The following is a 20518-nucleotide window of genomic DNA, read 5'->3' as shown; positions in this document are numbered from 1 at the left end:
ATTTTAAATACATTTGATCATGCAAAAATTACTTTTTCCTGATATAAAAAAAACGCCCAATATAACACTAAGTGATAAGGCTAGTTGTTACGAAATGATCTGGGAAGATGGTGGTCATATCGATCAAAATATTTATGATTTATCCAACTTAGAGTTCATCTGTGAAGGTCCTCCCCCTAAAAAAAAGATTGACTTATTGATAAGTGATATAGGATGCCCATTAGTATCAGAACGTCTAAAGGATAAACTACAGGAAGAAAAAATTGAAAATATTCATTTTTATCCAGCTCAAGTTCTTAATTCTTATAATAAAGATCATTATTCAAATTTTTATGCTTTAAACATTTCAAAATTAGAATCATGCATAGACACAGAACAATCTGAATTCAAGGGAAGAATAATAAATGGAAAACTTAGAGGGATTAGAAGAATCAATAAACTCATTTTACAGCCTACAACTTCTGCTATTTGCAGAGTAACCTTTTTTAGGAGATTGATTGTTGTTTCCGATCTAGCCTTGACTGTTTTCAATGACAGCTCGTTTTCCGGTATTAAATTAATTGAACCTAGAAGATGGGATGGGTTTAGAGGAGAAAAACAATAACCTAAGTCATTTGCCAACACTGTGCAAAAATGTATTAAATTAACATCCTTCTTTTTTACTGGCATTAGACTTTTAATAATTAAACAGGGAATAAAAATTCACAGAGAAATTGATTGATTCAACTTTGTTTGCTTTTCTCCTATTCATATATTTAGCATTAGCCACAATTACAAAACATGAAAAGAACATTTTTAATCTTTATTCTTTTGATTTCTTTTTTAGGATTTGGACAAACCTCCAAATATTTTAATGGCATGATAAAGCACAAACACTCTTATAAAAGTGATAAATACAAAGCTGATTCAATAGCCCAAAACAAATCAATTGGAGATATTTATTATTTTCATGATAACATTTATCAAGGAATAACTTTTACGGGAGAAAATAGACTAATATATACCTACGATAGTGAAAGAAATAGTTGTTTAGGATATAATCTTAAACAAAGTAATATTTCTTGCCAGGACTATTCTATAAATAAGGGAGATACTTTAACCAAATCATATAAAAAGAATGGTTCTTTCAATATAAACGGAGTAGAATGTGAACTGATAGTTCTGGAATATCCAAACATTACCTATCATCAATACGTTACTGACGGATTCTATATAGACCCCAAATTATATTTAAATCATCAAGCATTTGATTTTGTGTCCAAAATGAAAGCTACTAACGGTAGGGCTTCAATCAGGACAGAAATCATAATGAAAGACTATACTATGATTATTGATATGATCGAATTTAAGGAATCTAAAGAACCTTTAACTGACTTTAGCCAGTTTGACGAGTGGTGGAAACTTTGCGAAGACCCAAAGTCTGCTTCTGAATAAAAAAATGGATAGTATTACTCAAATAGAAGTTTATTTAAAAATTATCATTGGAATAATTGGAGTAGCAGCAGCTTTCGGAAAACTGAGGGAATTTTTTGCTTCTACTAAAAAGAAACAAGAATTAAAACTTGATTTGGAAATACTGAAGAAATTAAAAAGTGCAGACAAATTTGAAACTGATGAAATTGAAGAAAAAATCAAACGAAATCTAAATAACTCATTCGACAACAACTCAACGAACTTTACTAACTTCTTCACTGGTATTACTGTATTTATCGGATTTGGATTTTGGACGATTGACTTAATTAATAATTCAGATGAATTCAATGGTTGAATTGTTTTGACTTTACTCTGTTCACTAATTGGTTTAGTCCTAGTAATTGACAATAAGAATGAGAATAAAAGCAAGCGACTTTTTTATCAAATTGGATTTTACAATAAAAAAGATTTTAAGTTCAGTATTTTTTTGATTCTGTTCACAGGTATATTGACACCCTTGCTCATTTGGAAAATAAATGAATTTTCTTTTTGGCAATTTTTGACTGGTTTATTTTTTATTATTGGGGTTTTCAGTTTGATCAAAAATATCAAACGAATAAAAAACAATGGCTAACATTATATATAAAATCAGAGCAAAGTTTAGTCTCAGATGGAAGGTTCATTTGGTTTTTGCAGTGACGCCAAATTTTTATAAGTTTAATAAGAAATAAAAATTCACAGAGAAATTGATTGATTCAACTTTGTTTGCTTTTCTCCTATTCATATATTTAGCATTGTAACCAATTAAATGAACATAGCATGTCAATAACAAAAGAATCTGAATTAGTTGGAATGAAAAGAGTGAGTGAGGTAGTCGCAACCACACTAAAACTGATGAGAGCATATGCTAAAGTCGGAATGTCTACCAAAGAACTGGACGAATATGGGGGTGAAATTTTAAAAAGCTATGGAGCAACATCAGCCCCTAATATAACCTATGATTTTCCCGGATTCACTTGTATCAGTGTAAATGAAGAAGCTGCTCACGGAATACCATCCGAAAAAAAAATATTGAAAGAAGGTGATCTGATTAATATTGATGTATCTGCCGAATTAAATGGTTTTTGGTCTGACAACGGAGGCTCCTTTGTCCTGGGAAAAGACATCCATAATCACCAACCGCTGGTAAATGCCTCTAAAAATATTTTACGCAAAGCAATAAACAATATCAAAGGAGGAGTAAGAATTTCTGACATTGGATATTTAATAGAAACCGAAGCTAAAAAATCAGGTTTTAAAGTAATTAAAAACTTAGCGGGTCATGGTGTTGGGAGAAGTTTACACGAAGCCCCGGAAAATATTTTAAACTATAGGGTTAAAACAAATCGAGAAAGGTTTAGAAAGAATACTACCGTTGCAATAGAAACTTTTATAGCAACAAAGTCTACTGTTGCGGTGGAATTAAGTGATGGATGGACCTTAGTTGGTAATAAAGGTGGGTATGTAACGCAACACGAACAAACAATATTAATCACAGATTATAAACCTATAGTTTTAACCGAATCAAATGGAATTTGGGATTAAAATATATCTCCTTCGGAAAGCAAACACATCATCCAAGAAACCCTATACACAATTGAAAATAATCGATAATGAAAATATCGTTCAAATCATTCTTTTTCCTATTCTTTATCATTTTCAGTGTCAAGTCTTTTTCGCAGAAAATAATTGAAGAGTATGCACCCGCAAAAAAAGATAGTCTTAGAATCGGAACTGGAGAAAATGATTTTTTGCCTTTTATCCAAAAAGGATATACACTAATGCTTCCTGAAAATAAGAAAAGTAAAGGAGTGCTCATCTTCCTGGAGGATTCAACGTATGACAAAAAAAATATGAGCTCAAAACAGTTGTATAATCAAGCCTCTGAGAAAGGCTTTGCTGTATTGTCGGTCTCAACTGAAACCCCTCTTGATTTTTACTTTTCTAAAGAATCTATGAATTCTGTTCATAATCTGATTCAAAAAGTATTTGAAAAATATAATTTACCAAATGACAATATTTTCTTTTTAGGAGCCAGTTTAGTCGGTCATAGAGCAATGCGATATATTAAATTTATGACAGAGAGTGATTACGAGTTTCGACTCGACATAAAAGGTATTGTCATTTGCAACTTTACATTAGACTTTACAAGAAAATGGAAACAGCATAAACGAGATATAAGAATCAACCGAATTGACCTTTGGGAACCAAAATTTATAAATTATATGTTGGAAACCTATTTGAAAGGTACTCCCCTAACAAATCCAGAGAGTTATTATGATTTTTCATCCTACAGTTACTTTGATGAACAGAATAGAAATATTAAGACTTATAAAGATTATGCTGTTAGAGCGTATGTAGAACCTGCAATAAAGTACAAGCTAAAAAATCAACTAAGGACTTTATATGAAAATAATGCGACCGATATGGTTGGTTTTTTAGCCGAATTGGAACTGATGGGTAATAAAAACACCGAATTAATTGTATTGCAACCACAAGATAATCAATCACAAAAAAAGAATACCCAGGCAACTTGGAATGCAATAAATAAAGATCAATTAATGATCTGGATCAATAATCAGGTAGAAAAGTAAACAAAATATAAACTGCATTAAAACACCATATAATCAAAACATGAGGTATAATTCTCAGAAATAAAATAAAATACAATTGAAATCAATCCAAAATAAAGCAGACTTTTCCAAGCTCATTGAAACAGAAAATAAATGCATCGTTTTCTGCTTTTTTAATTGGTCTGGTTATTCTGTAATTTCAAAAAAGATTGTGGAGAAATGGGAAAAACAATACAAGCGGGAAATAATACTTATAGACTGTTCTGTTATTGGTCCTGAGAGTTACTATCCTGATTGGTTGCGTAAACAAGAGAATGGAGATTGGGCAAAAGAAGGAATTATGACTATCAAAAAGTTTAGCCCTAAAAACAGACTTCACGGATATGGAGAGATCTGCTGGATTCTAAATAAAAAAGTAGTCGGATTTGAAACGATTTATGATAACTTTGACCTTGAAACCCTGGAAAAAAGAACCAACACCTTATTTGAGTAGCTTTTTTATTTTAATAACCAGAAACATTGTAGAAAATAGTGCGATTTGAACATATTAGTTCTTCAGATAATTTTTTGTTTCACATCTGTAATAAGTTAAAAATGAACCGCTGGCAATTCGATCATTTAACAATCGAAAAAAAGATTGTAAAATGGCAGAATCAAAACATTGAAAAAGCATTAATTATTAAGATCAATTCGGAAACTATTCTAAAAACAGATTAAAAAAATCAAATCCAGAAGCTCTTTCATCCTCTAATACAGAAATTCCTAAAGGATATGAAATTAGAGCATCTCTTAATAGATGGATGTATCCCTTTATTGTTAGAGCCCAAGAAGAAAAGTACTGCGGATAAAAAAAGAGTAACCCTGGAATCTGATGAGGAGTTCCGGAAAATTAGCATTGTTTTAAAGTCCTTGGAAAAGAAATGTCAGGTATAGATACTAGAAAAGTAAAATGACACACTTCATGGAGTATAATTAACATGGAGTTTGAGGGAGAATCCAAAGTTTAGTGTATTTTTATAGTATCCGCCGAATCGTTGATGTAGTTCGCAGAATGCCTGTTTTCAACAGTACTCATGAACTCATATTTGGCTTTAAAAAAATAAAAACAACAGCAAAATTTTGGCTAACGCTAAACCAGAAGTTAATTGTTTTTTAATTCCCGTACTAACCATAACAGTTAGTAGTAAGAAAGTAAACTATGAGACGTACATTTATTGATTATTACAAAGAATACGGAAATGACCTGTTTAGTGAGTATGGAGAAGCTTTTGTTAATTGGACTAAGTTTAGTGGGTATATCCCCACAATATTTACAAACCATGTTTATTCCTTTGCTGAAAATGAATTAAAAACAACCAATGAATTATTGTATGAAAGGAGCTTCGAGAACAACGATATACATACGAAAACAAAGGAAATACTTGGTGAAATAAATACCGTCGGTTATCAAACTGAAATTTATCAAGACAACAAAGAATTGTTTAAAAATCGAGAAGATGAACTTGAAAGCTCTTTTAGCGCTAGGTTTTTAGAAATTTTATTTCCAGAGGCAACTTTTAATCCAGATTTAAAAAAAACGAATCCTGAGAATATCTGTCTAAAATTCAAAAAAATACTCCATGGAAACATGATGAGAGATAGAGTAGCTCTTCTTGATAATTTTATCGAGGATTTCAAATTATTTCTAACGAACATTCCTAATTGTGATATCGAAGAATTTGGCTTTTTCGAAATTGAAGATATAAATCATGACTTTAGAGATATTGGAATTTTAATTTATAGTAAAAGTTACCTGAGCGAAAGAATTCTTTTCTATCAAATTGGAGATAATAATTAACCAAAAAAAATCGCTATTAACAATTCCAAAGTATTATACGCTACTTGAAAAAATAATAACAGAAAAAATTGATACTGCGTTTTCTGAATTCAGAAAAGTAAAACCGGATGGTATTCTTTTTACAAAGAAAAATGCGTCATGGTATAAAAGCCTGCCAGGAAAACACGGGTTGGAAGGATTTAGGGTTATACGGAATAGACAACGAACAAACATATTAATAAAACGACTGAATTTCGACGAAATATCTCCCTGATAACTCTATAACGAAATCACGGCTAAGACCGATATTGTATATCACTCAGAAAAATCAGGAAACAAAATATTATATTGACTTCTACCTAAATCTGTCAAATAAGGATAGAGCATCCCCAATAAGTTTTCGGAAATAGAAAAGTTTTAGATATATCAAAAAATGATAAAAGCAAAATATTTATATTTGACTTAATACCAACCCGGAACGTATCGCTTATTACCAGTCTTACGTTTCTTATACATAACATTAACAGTAATATGAAACAAACAGACGAAGGACTAATAAAAAACTCTTACGAAGTAATCATTGGAGAATTACAAACCCTAATGTCGATAAGTTATATTATAACCGTTGGGATAGGAATGTTATTTTCATTTCAAAAATATCACCAATTTGGAATTAATATTTTCGAGTATGCAGATATCTTTGATTTTTTAATCGCTCCGTTTTCTGACATAAAAGTGTTATTGTTTTCCTTTGGCTCAATATTTTTTGGGTTCTCTTTAATCCGGTTTGATGTTTATTGGAAAAAAAAGAATCCAGAATCTTACTCAAAGATTAATATGGGAATGGATAAGAAAAAATGGTTTAACCCGGTTAGATATACCGTATACTCTATCATTCTTTTGAGCTACCTGTACATTGCCTCAGATGGATATGGGAATTCCATTAAAAAACAAATTGAAACTGAAGGCAAAACGATTGGAGTAAAATTTAATGATGGAGATATAAGAAAAGGAATACTTATTGGGAAAACCAGTGAATATCTCTTTTTGAAAACAAAAGAAAAGATCACAGCAATTCCTGTTAAGTCAATGGTAAAAGAAATTGACATAAAATAAAGCTATTAATAATTGAGTATGTAAGTGCCAATCGGAATATTCTTGCGAATATTCCTCGCTTTATTACTTTTTACTACCTTATAACTATAAGCAACTATTTATAGTCGAATCCTCGGTGGTCATAAAAAAACAAACAAAGCCCATAATTTGAAGCATTGACAAATAAATAGGTAAAACTGACAAACTAAGTTATACTAATTTAGGTGATATTATCCCCTTTATAGAACCGTACCAAAATAGCTAATATGATTTCGTCACATTACCAAACAGAGATAAATGAAGTGTTTACAATGCTAGAAGTTCAGTATCATGAGGTTGATGAATTGAATCACTTAACACAAGGGAGTTTCTGTATTATATGGAATGTGGGAGAACCCGCTACCTTTCATATAGATAATCAATTGGTTACCATTAAACAAAATTGTGTTCTATTCCTTACCGAAGCAAATGTAATAGAGCATACAAAATTTACTACATTACGCATCATGCATTTCAATCATGCTTTTTTTTGCAAAGACCAAAAACACTCAGAGCTTGGTTGTCAAGGCGTGTTGTTTTTTGGATCGGCTAATATTCCAAAGATTTCATTAACAAATGAAATGCTATCTTTCTGCGAATGGACATGGAATTGGTTATTTGAGGAATTGCAGAATAGAGATGCCTATAAATTACCTGTATTACAAAGTACGATTGACCTGATTATTGCAGTATCTACCAGAGCTTTCAAAGTTCAAAATATCGAATTCATTTCCACTAATTTTGAAGTAGATATCATTAAAGAGTATCATTTTTTAATTGAAAAACACTATAAAACGATTACAACTGTAGAAGCTTATGCAAAGATGCTTCATATTTCTCCAAAATCCCTTTCCAATCTTTTTAAAAAATACGATAACAGAACTCCTTTTGAAATCATAAAAGAAAGAAGACAATTGCAAGCGGTAAGACTACTAAAGCATACTTCTAAATCAATTAGTAAAATTGCCGAAGAATTGAGTTTTACAGACATTTATACATTCAGCAGATTTTTTAAAACAAATACAGGAATTTCTCCCTCACATTATAGGAAAAAGATAAAGCAATTAACAAAATAGAAAAAGCATCCCCCTCAATATCAATCACTTTTACTATCCTGTATCTCAAAACATTTTGAGATAATGCTAAATCAAAAGGGAAAAATGCTATCAACGAATCCTGCCCCCTAGCCTACCTTTGCACCAATAATTCATAAAAATATTTTATCATGCTGTCTAAAATTCAAAAGTTAAGGTATATCCCGCTACTGGCATTAGGATTTATTATACTAACCGCAGGACATCACTTCGAAACCGAATTGGCTCAGAAGTACCCTATGTACGACTTAACAGATGTTTATTGCTTCCCTTCTTCCAATGAGGGCATGACCACATTTATTGTAGATTTCAACCCGCAGGCATCTACAGATTCTACATTTTATAAAAACTTTGGAGACAAAAACGGATATCGCCAACTACACATTGGCTTTGATGAAAATATGGATCGTGGTATTTCTTTCGGATTTAGTTTTTCTAATAACAATATCAGAATTTATGCCGCTCCAAGTCCCAATCCTCAATTAGGAGATAAAGGAAAAAGAATTGGCAAAGGTACTATCAATGAAACTATTCATTTAAAGAATGGGATGCGAGTATGGGCTGGTATTGTGAAAGATCCTTTTAATGGAAATGGAGAAGCTTTATATGGAAAACTGAAGGCAACTGTTGAAAAAGGAGAATGGGATGAAACTGTATTTTCCTCAGACAAAGGAAATGACTTATTTAAAACGGCTAAAATTGCAACCATAGTGGTGGATGTACCAAATGAAATGTTGGGAAATAAAATTTACTACCATGCTTCTTCAGCAGCTAAAATAAAGGGGACTGAAAAAGGACATGATCACGCACACTGGCATCGAGTCAACAGAATTGGTCATGTACTATTACCTCATCTGTATATGGAAACACAAGGAGATCGAGATAAACAAAATGCAGGGAATATACTAGATGATGATGAACGAAGAGAAAACTGTATTAGGGTAATAGAGACCTATGCGAGCTTATCAAAATCACAATCAGACCCAAAGGCTTATGCTAAAAAAATGGCAGAACTACTATTGCCGGATTATGTCCCCTATATTGTAGGTACACCTGCTTCCTATACGATGCCTGTTATAAACGGGAGAAACCTTACAGACAATGCAATGGATACTGCTCTGGAAATCCTGGTAGGTAAACCATTTCCTAACTATACTGATGTAAAAACAGCAAACTTTACCGATAGTTTTCCATATTTAGTATCAGCTGATTGACTTTCAAACTATGATGAGACCGTTGTGTCATGTTCGCTGGCACAACTTCTTTGAATAGCCAAAAGGCCAGTACATAATTTTAATTCACAAGTTATCTGCACAAAATGAAGCGACAAGGCATCATAATCACATTATGCATTTTTTTTATAAGCATGGGTAATCTGTCCTTTGCACAAGAGCATAAACATGAAAAAGAACAGGAAACAGGTGTTTACGAAATCATAACTTCCAGTATTTATGCCTATTCTTTTGAACGTGACAAAGGAGTAATAGGTACAGAAATTCACTTTACTTACTGGTTTACTCATAAATGGGGAGCAGGCTTTTCTTATACTGCAAAATTTGAAGAAGAGGAAACCTTGCACGATATAGCGTTACTTGGAGGTATAAATCCAGCCCCCTGGATTACTGTCAATGCAGGGGTAAACCTTGCTTTGTCAAGTGATCATAGGGATTTTAAACTTGGAGCCTATACCGAATCCGAGATCAATATCAGACCGACAGCCTGGTTTCATTTCGGTCCCGTAATCGGTACAGTTATCTCAGAGGAAGTAGAAGGAACAATGGGGTTTCATCTGGGGTTTGAATTTTAATAAATTCACCATATACATTCAATACTTGCAATAATTATATCAGTAAGATGAAAAAATCAACAACACAACACAATGAAATAAAAAGCTGGAAGTGGAATTTTGCAGCTGGTTTTATTCCTTTCATGGCAGGCTGGACAATGTTCATTACTTCGATGATGTCTAAAAGTAATCCGGACTCCACCTGGGATTTGGTTATCGCTAAGCTGGACTTTAGTTATAATGATATGATCAACGTGTCAGAGGATTCTGGTGATTTTCTTGACCTCATCTCCGCCCTAAGCTCTGTCAACATAATTATAGGGGCTTTCTCAATCATTATGATTAGTCGCTTTGCTTTAAGAGATGGTCATAAGTGGGCTTGGTGGTATATGTTGGTCGCCCTTATCTGGCTCGGTTTTCAGGATGCGTATAGTGTGTTTAGGTTTTTTACCGAGACGGGAGTACCATTCTTTATCTTCCCTTTTATGTTTTGCATATTGATGGCTATCGGTCTGGTGTTGACAAGAAAAGAAATGTTCAAGTCTGAGAAGGTACTCTAAAATTGTGCCGTACATAAATTCTATTAACTAGATAACAACTATCCGCAAAATATAAAATATTCATAGGAACTATGACCTCTCCTATACGGCTTATTAGTTAAAACTAGAAACGGTTAATTTATTTGAGCAGATATGTTAAGAAATGAAAAAAACTGAATTTGATTGAAGTAAAAATCTAATGTAAAATAAAAATAATATACTCTAACATCATTATTATATGTAATTATAGCAACTAAGGAATCAATCAAATGATTGCTGTATTTTTGATAAAGTACAATGTTTATTCAATGAAAATGTTAATTGCTACTGCATAGAAAAATAGAACCGTGCAGTAACATTTTGCATTACTACGATACATATAGGAAACCATAGTATCAATTAGACCCCATCAAAAAATGATTAAACAATTAAAAGAAGGACAGTATTTTGGAGAGTTAAATCATAAGCTGAGTTTTAATGGAATCACAGTAACTGATACAGAATACACACATGACTACGTGGACTGGCACTCACACGAAAACCCTTATTTTACATTTTTACTTCAGGGCAAACTAATTGAAGAAAATAAAAAAGAAAAGTATACCTTATCTCAAGGGGCTCTTTTATTTCACAACTGGCAGGATTTTCATCGAAATATAAAACCTCCCGAATTTACGAGAGGAGCTCATATAGAAATCAATAGAAATTGGGCTAAGAAGTTGAATTTTGACATCGCCAATATTGAAGGGAGCATAAAAGTTCAAGATTCATTCTCCAAGAATCTTGTTTTCAAAATTTTACTCGAATCAAAACAATCAGATAATTTTAATCAAGCTAGTATTGAATTGTTACTATTACAGCTATTATCAAGAATTAAGGAATCGAATGAAAAGACCGATAGAAAAAAGCCTCACTGGTTTAAAAAACTCGAAGAATTGATTTACGAATATTCAGAAGAGAGAATCACTCTTGAGCAAATAAGCAATGAACTGAAATTACATCCAGTATATCTTTCCAGAACATTTCATAAGTTCTATGGAAAAACTTTTGGTCAATATTGCAGAGAGATTAGATTAAATAAAACACTGAATGCTATTCTGACCAAAAAACACACGCTAACAGACATTGCATATTTAATGAATTATTACGACCAAAGTCATATGATTTTAGAATTTAAAAAACACCTAAAATACACCCCGAAAGAGGTGATTAAAATTCTAGGTTAAGAATTTCCAATTTTTTACGAAATAGAATTGAGTTCTTTGCTAAAAAAACATCATAATGTACAAATTCAAGCTAACACTATTTATACTCATTTTCTCTCAAGTACTTCTTGGACAAGAAACCTCTTTCACTCCCAGACAACTAAAAGATGGCTGGAATACAAGTAATTCCTTAACTGGGAATAAGGTTTTAAAAAAAATGGATAGCCTTATCGCTTCCAGTCATTTTAAACAAATCACCAGTATTGTTATTGCCCACCAAGGAAATTTAGTGTTCGAAAAATATTATAACGGGGCTAAAGATTCAACGCTTCACAATACCCGTTCTGCTACCAAAACGATTGCCGGAACTCTAATTGGTTGTTTAATTGATGATAAGAAACTGACATCCGAAAAGGAATTTGCTTCGAAGTATTCAAAAAGAAAAAACATCTATTACCCTGATGTCAGAAAAGATAGTATTACCATCGAAGATTTGCTTACAATGTCGTCATCATTAGAATGTGATGACTGGAATCAACTATCAAGAGGAAATGAAGAACGGATGTATTTAGTAGAAGATTGGGTAAAATTCTACTGGGATTTGCCTATAAAAGGATATCCTGAATGGGTAACAAAACCTGAAAATTCTGAATACGGAAGAAGTTTTAGTTATTGTACTGCCGGAGTGGTTGTCTTGGGGGATATTATAAATCATATTTCCGGTAATTTAGACACCTATGCAAAGAAATCATTGTTTAATAAATTAGGTATATCAAATTATCATTGGCAGATGACTCCAATAAATATCCCAATGACTGGCGGTGGATTAGGGCTTCGCAGTAGGGACTTACTCAAATTCGGTCAACTCTATTTAAATCAAGGTAAATGGAAAGGAACGCAAATAATTTCTAAAGATTGGGTAACTAAATCAACAACTCCCAAAGCAAAATTCAATGTAGATAGAGAATATAAATATGGTTATTTGTGGTGGATTTCAGATTTTGGTAATGAAAAAGCATATTATATGACAGGAACAGGTGGAAATAAAGTAGTTGTTTTCCCTGATTTAGATATGGTCGTTGTTCTGACTAGTTCGTTTTACAACGGAGGAATGAAATCTCATAATCAAACATCTAAACTACTAAGTGAATATATTGTACCAGCAATTAAAAAATAAAAGCTATTGACACAATATAACAAAACATAATGCCTCTTCAGCTCAACTACGTTTGTTATATTTACTGTTATAGATAACTAAATTAATATGAATAAAACAATACTTATACTACTAAGTATAGTAATTGCCAGTTGTGGGAGCCCAAAGAAAAATATCAATAATGATTCTGAAGCCTTTAAATTAATTTGGGATTTCAGTAATAACAATACATACGTCTATTCACTAAAAGTAACGGTATCAAGTGAGTTTAAGAAGTCAGAAAACAGTCCTCTGCTAAAATCGGCAATAGTCGAAAAGAGTACTATTACTGTTCAGGCAAAGCCAAATCAACTTGCCGATTTTAGTATAAAAGACTTACAATTACAGTATAAATGGTTCAAAGAAGATGGGACTCTCAACGACTCATCTTCTTTGACTATTCCTACAAAAACTATTGCCGATATAACACCAAATGGAAACTTTGGGGAATCAGATGCTGATATGTATTTTAAACTTTTAATGCCCCTTCCCGCTTCAAATATACAAAGAGGAGAATCTTATAAAATTCCACTTAAGCTTCCTCTTGAAGAGGACCCCTCATTATATAATGAAGGATTTAATACAATAACTTTTACTAAAATTAGAACGATACAAGGTAGAAAATGTGCCATTTTGAAAGGGCTATTGGATATTTCAACCCTTAAGCTAACAAAGGACCTGGAAGGACATTATACCCAAAAAATAACTGGCATCTCCACATATTATTTTGATCTGGAGAAACGTTGCTTTATTGGATCAGACATAAGTATGACAGAAAACTCATCGAATGATCTTAGCGTAAAAAGTTCTGAGTCATCCGGTTTTTACACCATGTCTAGTAACAAGGTTATAAAAATACGTTTAGATGGAATCGGTGATTCCCTAGAGTAAGATGAACATATCCTGCATAAATAAATTGGCAAAAAATATAACATTGTATGTAATCATCATCGCCCTCTACCTGGTAACACGTGGTAGTTTACGTCCTATTTTATAGATATTATTCTATTTACAATAGCAATTTTAGAAAGCATAAAAAATTATTCCCAACATGGCGTATAAAATATAGTTAGCACTCTCCTATTTATGAAAATTCATACAGGTTTTCTATACTGTCTGTATTTACTAAATTAGTTCCGCCAATACATGACAAAATCATACACTAAAAACAGTTACCCCTGATTAAACCAAGTTAAACCTATAAATACCTAAGTTAAATGGAAAGCACTTGTAATAAGAAGGTATTCAGAACAATTTTGCATCAAAATATTTTTAACTAATTAAAAAAAAGTAAAATGAATACACATTCTAATTATGATGCCATCAAACAACAAAATCGTTTGTTAAAAAGTGTGGTAACCATCATAGGTATATTCTCTATAATCCTTATTATATCCGCCTTTAAAAGCTCAGGCACCAATGTTCAGCATTTTGATGAAATCGTGGTTAAGAAACTGACAATGATCGATAGTTTAGGGACAGAAAGAATCCGAATGACAACTGACTTAACTACCGCACCTTTTGGAGGAGAAGAAATAGAAAGAAACGTGCCTCCCAATATGGCTGCCATTATATTTATAGGTCCAGACGGAGATGAAGTTGGCGGTATTGGTTACGGAGGTACCAAGGAAATGTCATTTGCTTTGAATAGTTTGGATTACACGGGTGTTCCCTTAGAGGCAATTGGTTATAACCGAATTCAAACCCCTGAAACCTCTGCTGCACATTTTGTGGTTTTAGACAGTCCAAGAAAAGATGCTGGTTTTGACAAAAAGAAGTTTCTTGAAGAAGCCAGAAACTCAAAGATTAATACGAATGAACCCGGAGAACAACTCAAAATTTTACAATCTCAGATGGTTTCCAGAGTCAATTTAGGAGTCGAAAATCATAATGCTGCATTGACACTGTATGATAGCAAACAAAATGCCCGCATTATTTTGAAAGTAGACGATAATGACGAAGCTGTATTCCAAATTTTAGATGAGAAAGGAAATGTGGTACACCAATATTCGAAATAGTAAAACCGGACAAAATATTTTAATTGGGGCGCTTCTAATTGTATATGCTATAATTTGGAGTGCCGTCAATTATTATATAAAGTATACATATACAACCGGAGGAGATGTCCAGTTTTATAGACTAGACATTCATTTAATTCTGCTGTGCTATTGTATATTAACTCCAATCGTATTATTCCCGGTCATTAAGTATTTCGATACCAAAATCTATTACCCAAATATCCGGCAATACATTCTTATATTACTCTTAGCCATATTTCTTACACTAATTTGGTCTCTCATTTATTTTGTGCTTATTAGATTTATCTTTTCCGGAGGCATCGGTATCCCATTCAATTTGATATTACTTAATGCACTTGACTGGGAAATATCCTTTGGAATTCCGATTATACTTTTAATGCTCGGCTATTTTTATATGCATAAAAATGTAACACTACGAAAACAGATAGACGATCATGAAAAAGCACTATTACAAAATCAACTCGATTTGCTCAACAAAGGTTTTGAACCTCATTTTTTATTCAATAATCTAAATATATTGCATCATCTGGTAGATGTAGATAAAAACGAGGCGAAAGATTTTATAACAGACCTTGCTGTTTTATACCGTCATATCATAAAATCAAATAATCAAGCTATCATTCCGCTAAGTCAGGAAATTAGTTTCGCTAAGAAATACCTGAATATTATTAATGTAAAATTCAACAATTGCTACCAAATCAGATTTATTATTGACGATTTTAAAAACATATTTTTAGTCCCTAATACGCTCCAGGTTCTAATTGAGAATTTCGTAAAGCACAATACCTGTAAGGAGGGCGAAAAACTAGAATTGACAATTGAAAAACGAAACGAAACATTGATCATAAGCAACCCTAAGAAAGTGTCAAAGAAACCTATATCAACCTCTAATAAAACTGGATTAAAAAGCTTAGTTGAACGATATCAACTTAGTCTTGATGAACAAGTAATAATACAAGACAAAGACGATATATTTACCATCATTATTCCTTTAATTATCGAAAACTACCCCCTCAATGAAGATACTCATTATAGAAGATGAAATACAATCCCGAAAAAAGGTAGAAGATTATATAAAACGATATGATCCTTCCATAAATATAGTGTTGAGTACTGGTTCTTTTAAAGAAGCTATACATACACTTATTAATCATTCAATAGATTTAGTACTTTCGGACATTGAAATTTTAGACGGCAATGTTTTTGATTTATTAACTGAGACCCCTGTCGTTTGTCCTTTCATATTCATTTCTGCTTATGATCATTACTCATTTAATGCTCTTGAAAATCACGGTTTTGGTTATCTATTAAAACCATATACCTATGAACAATTTTCAAAAGTAATGGCAAACTACTTTACTTTAAAAACAAAAATTTCAGGCACAAATGAACGTAATATAGAAGCACTACAAATCTTTAGAGACCCCGATTATAGAAAGCGTATTGTAGTTCAGTCAGGAAAAGGAAAGGTAAGTATTCTAAAAGTAAACCTGGTTAAATTAATCGAAATTGAAGGAGGTGTTTTATTCGCGCATACTGAATCTGATAAGAAATTCATAATAAAGGAAACCTTAACGCTGAGTCATATCGAAGCAACCCTATCCCCAAAGATGTTTTTTTAGAATCAATAAATCTCAACTCATCAATATTGAGTTTATCTCAATGTATGAGCAATACGGTAAGAATAAAGTGGCTATCAAATTAACTGGAAATAAAAACAGTACATTAATCACATCCGTTAATAGGACTCCCTTATTTAAAGATTGGGTTAGAAAATAATATCACCGCTTACAAAGTATAAAAATAATAGGGAGTTAAGGGATAAATCAAAAGCAGTTTTGTAATTTTAAAATCAACACCCCCTAGAATGGTAAGACATATATTACTACTATTCATATATGTAGACATTCTCTAAAGGCGAAAAAAGCACCAACTATGAAAAAAAGTATATTAATCCTATTCTTAGCTTTACTAGCATTCAATTGTACTGAAAATAAGCAAAATAATGAACAAATTGAGGAATTGAGGCAATTACGTGCTGAACTTGACAGCTTAAATAAATTAAAAAGAGAAAACTCAAATACTATGAAGGGACAAATCGCAACATTCTTAACATTCCAAAAAGAAAATGCAGAACAGGCTATGAACTTTTATATAGGACTGTTTGACAATTCCAAAATTGTTGACCTAAAACGTTGGGAAAAGGAAGGACCAGGAAAAGAAATATCTATATAATTCCGATTTTATGTATGCTTTAAAAAACACAAACAAACCTGATGAAATCATTCCTGCTAATTATAAAGCCGTGCATTACATAGGTGGCGGAGCTGCGATGTTTGGAGTTCCGGAAAACAAAGAAATTCAAACATTAGTAATGACGATCTATGAGCAACATGATGGGATTGTATCGTCTGTCTGTCATGGAACAGCGGGAATTGTAAATCTAAAAACTAGAGAGGGTAATTATCTGTTTAAGAATAAAGTCGTTAGCGGATATCCTGATTCATTCGAGAAACAAGATGCAGAATACTTTAGGCATTTTCCATTTTTAATTCAGAAAACATTAGAAAACCGAGGTGCTGTTTTTAAATTCTCTCCCAGAAATAAAGCGCACGTAGAAGTCGATGGGAAGTTAATAACCGGGCAAAATTATTTGTCATCCAGAGAGGTCGCCCTAAAAATAATCGAGAATTTAAATGAAGGAAAAAAATAGTTAGGTTATGAGGTATTCTATTAGGCAAAACCAATAGCCAACAGCATATAAAAACAACAGCGGTTTAGGAGTGAACTTAAACCGCTGTTGTTTTTATTAAGTATCTTGTCTAACTAAAAGTATTAACAACTACTGGAGTAACAAAATAATTATTTTTTCGTCTATTAATAAAAAGTTAAGAATGAAACAACTATACATAGCACTAACGTTATTTTTTCTTGCCGTAAATACTTATGGACAGGCAGCATTAGCAAAAGTAATCAATACTAATAAAGCCACGTTCTCATGCCAGCAAGGTCAGTTCAAAGGTGATGGCTGGGATAAAATTATGACGGAGATTGCATCTCATAAAAATACATTAATTGGAGAAGACCACTTTTTTAATGAGATCCCATTATTTGTTTCTGAAATCACATCCAAAATAAAATTTGATAACTTTTTCTGTGAGATCGACCCGTATTCTGGAGATTTTATTTCTCAAAAAATACATAAGCTCCCTCAGGATAAGCTGGATCAATTTATTACGGATTATAAGTACGCATTTTCTTTTTATGCATTAGCACCCGAATTCCAGTTGCTGAAAAAATTGATAAAAAAAGGTACAAACATCATTGGTACAGATCAAATAGCATTAACCGCAGATGGATTAATAGCTTCTAAATTAAAAGAAATCACACAACATAAGAAAGCCAAAGAGCTTTATTCGAATATCGCAATAAACTCTAAAAAACAGTTTGGGTTGTTTACCTCTGGAAAAGGAAGCCCATATTTATTCACTGATGAATTTGAACAAAACCTACAAGAACTTGAAAAGCTTAAATTAAGTGCCAGTGAACAGAAGATCATAGCCAGCTTAAAACTATCTCGAGAAATATATCGTGACCAAAATCATCATCTGAGAATTCAATTGATGAAAAATGAAATACTAAAGAATATTGAAGCATTCAATACTGGTAAAAACTTATTCAAGTACGGGGCTATTCACGTAAACAAGGCTCAAAGCATATTAGGTGGATATGATATCGGTAATTTCGTCTCTAATATATCTGATGCAAATTTTGAAAGTTCCCTACACATTATGATAATAGGAAAAAATGGAATACAAGGAGTCCCTTTTGAAGGGATGGAACCTCAAAAAATAAACCCATCTGGTAATGACTTAAAGCATTATGCGCCTTTCTTTGAAGCTTCAGATGCTATACATTGGAGTTTATTCGATATTTCTCAGATTCTGAAAACAATTAAATCTGATAAACTTCAAATTGAGGATGAAACCTTAAAGAAAACATTGCATGGCTTTGATTATATTATTGTGATTCCCAACGTTACCCCTGCTCCGTTTATGAATTAATATCCCGTATTGAACAATATTTATCGAAAAAAAAGAAGTGCATGAAATCACCTACTATCTACGTACAAAGCTGTTAACAACAAGCAGAATGAAACCAGATATAACCAAAATAATATCATTTTTTGAAACAGAATACCCCCTCAATAGAGAAGGCTTAAAAGAGTTATTAGATTTATTCCGCACAAAAGAGCTCAAAAAGAACACTCTGATTCTTGCTGCAAACACCGAAGAAAATCAGTTACGCTTTCTAAACAAAGGGGGTATTCGAGAATTTTATGCCTCTGCCAATAAAGAAACTAACATAAATTTTTATACAAAACCACAATTTATTACCGATTTGCCTTCGTTTATCAACGATACCAAAACAAAAAAATATCAAGAGACGTTAACCCCTGTAGAGTTGTTGGTTATTGATAAAAATTCGTTTAGAAACATCCTAAAAAAATACGAATGTGGAAAGTCATTCATTGATCTGTCTTTTCGAAAACTACTAAAGCAAAAAGAACTGTTTGAATTCAACAGAATAACCAAATCATCCGAAGAATTATATAACGAGCTTCTGATTTACAAACCAAATTGGTTACAAACGATTCCTCAGTATCACATAGCTTCTTACCTAAATATTACCCCTGAAACATTGAGCAGGATTCGCAAACGTATTTCTTGATTCAAATCAATGTAATCAGAGAATTGACACTCTAATTTTGTCGTTGAGAAAAGATAAAATTATGAAAATACATCATTTGAGAAATGCTACTATGGTTATCGAGACCCACAACAAGGTAATTTTAGTAGATCCAATGCTTGGCAAAAAAGGAACCGCCGGTCCTTCTTTCACATTATTTAGGTATAAACCCAAACGAAACCCAATACTTGACCTGCCAATTAATGCAATGGAAATAGTGAAAAAAACTACACATTGTTTAATAACTCATGTACATCCCGATCATTTAGATAAAGAAGCCGAAAAGTTTTTAAAATCAAAAAACATTCCTGTGATATGCAGCTTTAAAGATAAAAAAACACTTCTTAAACGCCGGTTAAACATAACACAAGTAATTAATTATTGGGAAACTTCTGAGTTTTTAGGAGGAACAATCGAAGGTATCCCCGCGGTTCACGGCTACGGGTTTATAGCAAAACCAATGGGAGCTGTAATGGGGGTTTATATCCGATTGCCTAACGAAAAAACCATGTACATAAGTTCCGATACAATTTATACAGATGATGTTCACAAAGTACTATCTGAATACAAACCAGAAATTAGTATTGTAGCTAGTGGACGAGCTCAATTAGACCTTTTTCAACCATTATTAATGAAGATGGAGGACATTGTGACATTTGTTAAAAACTCCCCAGGAAAAGTAATAGCGAATCATTTAGAAGCTGTTAATCATTGTCCCATTACAAGAAAACAATTAACAGATGAATTGAGCAGGCAAGGATTGATAGAAAAGACATTAATCCCAGAAGATGGGCAGGTGATGATATTTAACTAATAGTCAATTCTAATAAATCCGCTACTATACATCCCTTAGATCATTATAGCTTGCCCCCCTATTTTTAGTAAGTATTTCTTAAAAACAACAACAATTATTTGATATATCAATTATTTTTTTAA

The 20518-nt window shown here is 32.3% G+C and carries 26 protein-coding genes; all 26 read left to right on the top strand.

What is annotated here, in order from left to right; all coding sequences use genetic code 11:
* Positions 1 to 19 precede the first annotated feature (19 nt).
* The 26 genes from ACFSTE_RS05010 to ACFSTE_RS04885 all read left to right on the top strand — a co-directional run bounded on the left by ACFSTE_RS05010 (position 20) and on the right by ACFSTE_RS04885 (position 20396).
* Positions 20 to 604: an imm11 family protein gene (locus tag ACFSTE_RS05010; protein ID WP_176029680.1), complete on the top strand. Its 585-nt coding sequence runs from the start codon at positions 20 to 22 to the stop codon at positions 602 to 604.
* A 254-nt stretch (positions 605 to 858) separates the two neighbouring features.
* A complete protein-coding gene (locus tag ACFSTE_RS05005) occupies positions 859 to 1434 on the top strand; it encodes a hypothetical protein (RefSeq protein WP_378255676.1) in 576 nt (191 codons plus the stop codon).
* Positions 1435 to 1438: 4 nt separating this feature from the next.
* Positions 1439 to 1768, top strand: coding sequence for a hypothetical protein (locus ACFSTE_RS05000; protein WP_378255678.1), 330 nt, complete (start codon positions 1439 to 1441; stop codon positions 1766 to 1768).
* Positions 1769 to 2232: 464 nt separating this feature from the next.
* Complete coding sequence (map, locus tag ACFSTE_RS04995; RefSeq protein WP_378255680.1) at positions 2233 to 2997, top strand: type I methionyl aminopeptidase; 765 nt, start codon at positions 2233 to 2235, stop codon at positions 2995 to 2997.
* A gap of 68 nt (positions 2998 to 3065) precedes the next feature.
* A complete protein-coding gene (locus ACFSTE_RS04990) occupies positions 3066 to 4046 on the top strand; it encodes a hypothetical protein (RefSeq protein ID WP_378255682.1) in 981 nt (326 codons plus the stop codon).
* Positions 4047 to 4122: 76 nt separating this feature from the next.
* Entirely contained in the window at positions 4123 to 4518 is a 396-nt protein-coding gene (locus ACFSTE_RS04985; RefSeq protein WP_176029677.1) for a hypothetical protein, read from the top strand.
* 101 nt (positions 4519 to 4619) lie between these two features.
* A complete protein-coding gene (locus tag ACFSTE_RS04980; RefSeq protein WP_378255684.1) occupies positions 4620 to 4742 on the top strand; it encodes a hypothetical protein in 123 nt (40 codons plus the stop codon).
* 54 nt (positions 4743 to 4796) lie between these two features.
* Positions 4797 to 4958, top strand: coding sequence for a hypothetical protein (locus ACFSTE_RS04975; RefSeq protein WP_378255686.1), 162 nt, complete (start codon positions 4797 to 4799; stop codon positions 4956 to 4958).
* A gap of 265 nt (positions 4959 to 5223) precedes the next feature.
* Positions 5224 to 5862 (top strand): hypothetical protein, encoded by a 639-nt coding sequence (locus ACFSTE_RS04970; RefSeq protein ID WP_176029675.1) that lies wholly within the window; start codon positions 5224 to 5226, stop codon positions 5860 to 5862.
* A 510-nt stretch (positions 5863 to 6372) separates the two neighbouring features.
* Entirely contained in the window at positions 6373 to 6957 is a 585-nt protein-coding gene (locus ACFSTE_RS04965) for a hypothetical protein (RefSeq protein ID WP_378255690.1), read from the top strand.
* A gap of 245 nt (positions 6958 to 7202) precedes the next feature.
* Positions 7203 to 8051: a helix-turn-helix domain-containing protein gene (locus ACFSTE_RS04960; RefSeq protein WP_378255692.1), complete on the top strand. Its 849-nt coding sequence runs from the start codon at positions 7203 to 7205 to the stop codon at positions 8049 to 8051.
* A gap of 149 nt (positions 8052 to 8200) precedes the next feature.
* Positions 8201 to 9283: a DUF4331 family protein gene (locus ACFSTE_RS04955; protein WP_176029670.1), complete on the top strand. Its 1083-nt coding sequence runs from the start codon at positions 8201 to 8203 to the stop codon at positions 9281 to 9283.
* A 152-nt stretch (positions 9284 to 9435) separates the two neighbouring features.
* The gene (locus tag ACFSTE_RS04950) at positions 9436 to 9876 is read left to right on the top strand and encodes a hypothetical protein (protein WP_378297999.1); all 441 of its coding nucleotides are present in this window, start codon (positions 9436 to 9438) and stop codon (positions 9874 to 9876) included.
* Between the two features lie 47 nt (positions 9877 to 9923).
* Complete coding sequence (locus ACFSTE_RS04945) at positions 9924 to 10415, top strand: hypothetical protein (RefSeq protein ID WP_176029668.1); 492 nt, start codon at positions 9924 to 9926, stop codon at positions 10413 to 10415.
* 395 nt (positions 10416 to 10810) lie between these two features.
* A complete protein-coding gene (locus ACFSTE_RS04940; RefSeq protein WP_378255700.1) occupies positions 10811 to 11620 on the top strand; it encodes a helix-turn-helix domain-containing protein in 810 nt (269 codons plus the stop codon).
* Between the two features lie 55 nt (positions 11621 to 11675).
* The gene (locus tag ACFSTE_RS04935) at positions 11676 to 12776 is read left to right on the top strand and encodes a serine hydrolase domain-containing protein (RefSeq protein WP_378255702.1); all 1101 of its coding nucleotides are present in this window, start codon (positions 11676 to 11678) and stop codon (positions 12774 to 12776) included.
* Between the two features lie 87 nt (positions 12777 to 12863).
* A complete protein-coding gene (locus tag ACFSTE_RS04930) occupies positions 12864 to 13685 on the top strand; it encodes a hypothetical protein (protein WP_378255704.1) in 822 nt (273 codons plus the stop codon).
* Positions 13686 to 14089: 404 nt separating this feature from the next.
* A complete protein-coding gene (locus ACFSTE_RS04925; RefSeq protein WP_176029665.1) occupies positions 14090 to 14812 on the top strand; it encodes a hypothetical protein in 723 nt (240 codons plus the stop codon).
* Positions 14775 to 15875: a sensor histidine kinase gene (locus ACFSTE_RS04920; protein WP_176029664.1), complete on the top strand. Its 1101-nt coding sequence runs from the start codon at positions 14775 to 14777 to the stop codon at positions 15873 to 15875. Before ACFSTE_RS04925 ends, ACFSTE_RS04920 begins: the two co-directional genes overlap by 38 nt.
* A complete protein-coding gene (locus tag ACFSTE_RS04915) occupies positions 15850 to 16455 on the top strand; it encodes a LytR/AlgR family response regulator transcription factor (RefSeq protein WP_378255706.1) in 606 nt (201 codons plus the stop codon). The genes ACFSTE_RS04920 and ACFSTE_RS04915 overlap by 26 nt, the downstream gene beginning before the upstream one ends.
* Positions 16418 to 16612: a LytTR family transcriptional regulator DNA-binding domain-containing protein gene (locus ACFSTE_RS04910; RefSeq protein ID WP_378298021.1), complete on the top strand. Its 195-nt coding sequence runs from the start codon at positions 16418 to 16420 to the stop codon at positions 16610 to 16612. Before ACFSTE_RS04915 ends, ACFSTE_RS04910 begins: the two co-directional genes overlap by 38 nt.
* Before the next feature lie 156 nt (positions 16613 to 16768).
* On the top strand, positions 16769 to 17068 hold the full coding sequence (locus ACFSTE_RS04905; RefSeq protein ID WP_378255708.1) for a VOC family protein: 300 nt from the start codon (positions 16769 to 16771) through the stop codon (positions 17066 to 17068).
* Positions 17069 to 17078: 10 nt separating this feature from the next.
* On the top strand, positions 17079 to 17546 hold the full coding sequence (locus ACFSTE_RS04900) for a type 1 glutamine amidotransferase domain-containing protein (protein WP_378255710.1): 468 nt from the start codon (positions 17079 to 17081) through the stop codon (positions 17544 to 17546).
* A 181-nt stretch (positions 17547 to 17727) separates the two neighbouring features.
* Positions 17728 to 18897 (top strand): hypothetical protein, encoded by a 1170-nt coding sequence (locus tag ACFSTE_RS04895; RefSeq protein WP_378255712.1) that lies wholly within the window; start codon positions 17728 to 17730, stop codon positions 18895 to 18897.
* Between the two features lie 88 nt (positions 18898 to 18985).
* Complete coding sequence (locus tag ACFSTE_RS04890) at positions 18986 to 19564, top strand: Crp/Fnr family transcriptional regulator (protein ID WP_378255714.1); 579 nt, start codon at positions 18986 to 18988, stop codon at positions 19562 to 19564.
* A 61-nt stretch (positions 19565 to 19625) separates the two neighbouring features.
* The gene (locus ACFSTE_RS04885) at positions 19626 to 20396 is read left to right on the top strand and encodes an MBL fold metallo-hydrolase (protein WP_378255716.1); all 771 of its coding nucleotides are present in this window, start codon (positions 19626 to 19628) and stop codon (positions 20394 to 20396) included.
* Positions 20397 to 20518: the final 122 nt, after the last annotated feature.

This window comes from Aquimarina hainanensis, assembly GCF_042684685.1.
Lineage (GTDB): Bacteria > Bacteroidota > Bacteroidia > Flavobacteriales > Flavobacteriaceae > Aquimarina > Aquimarina hainanensis.
The sequence above is the reverse complement of the archived record's forward strand: the minus strand, read 5'-3'. Positions and strand labels throughout refer to the sequence as shown.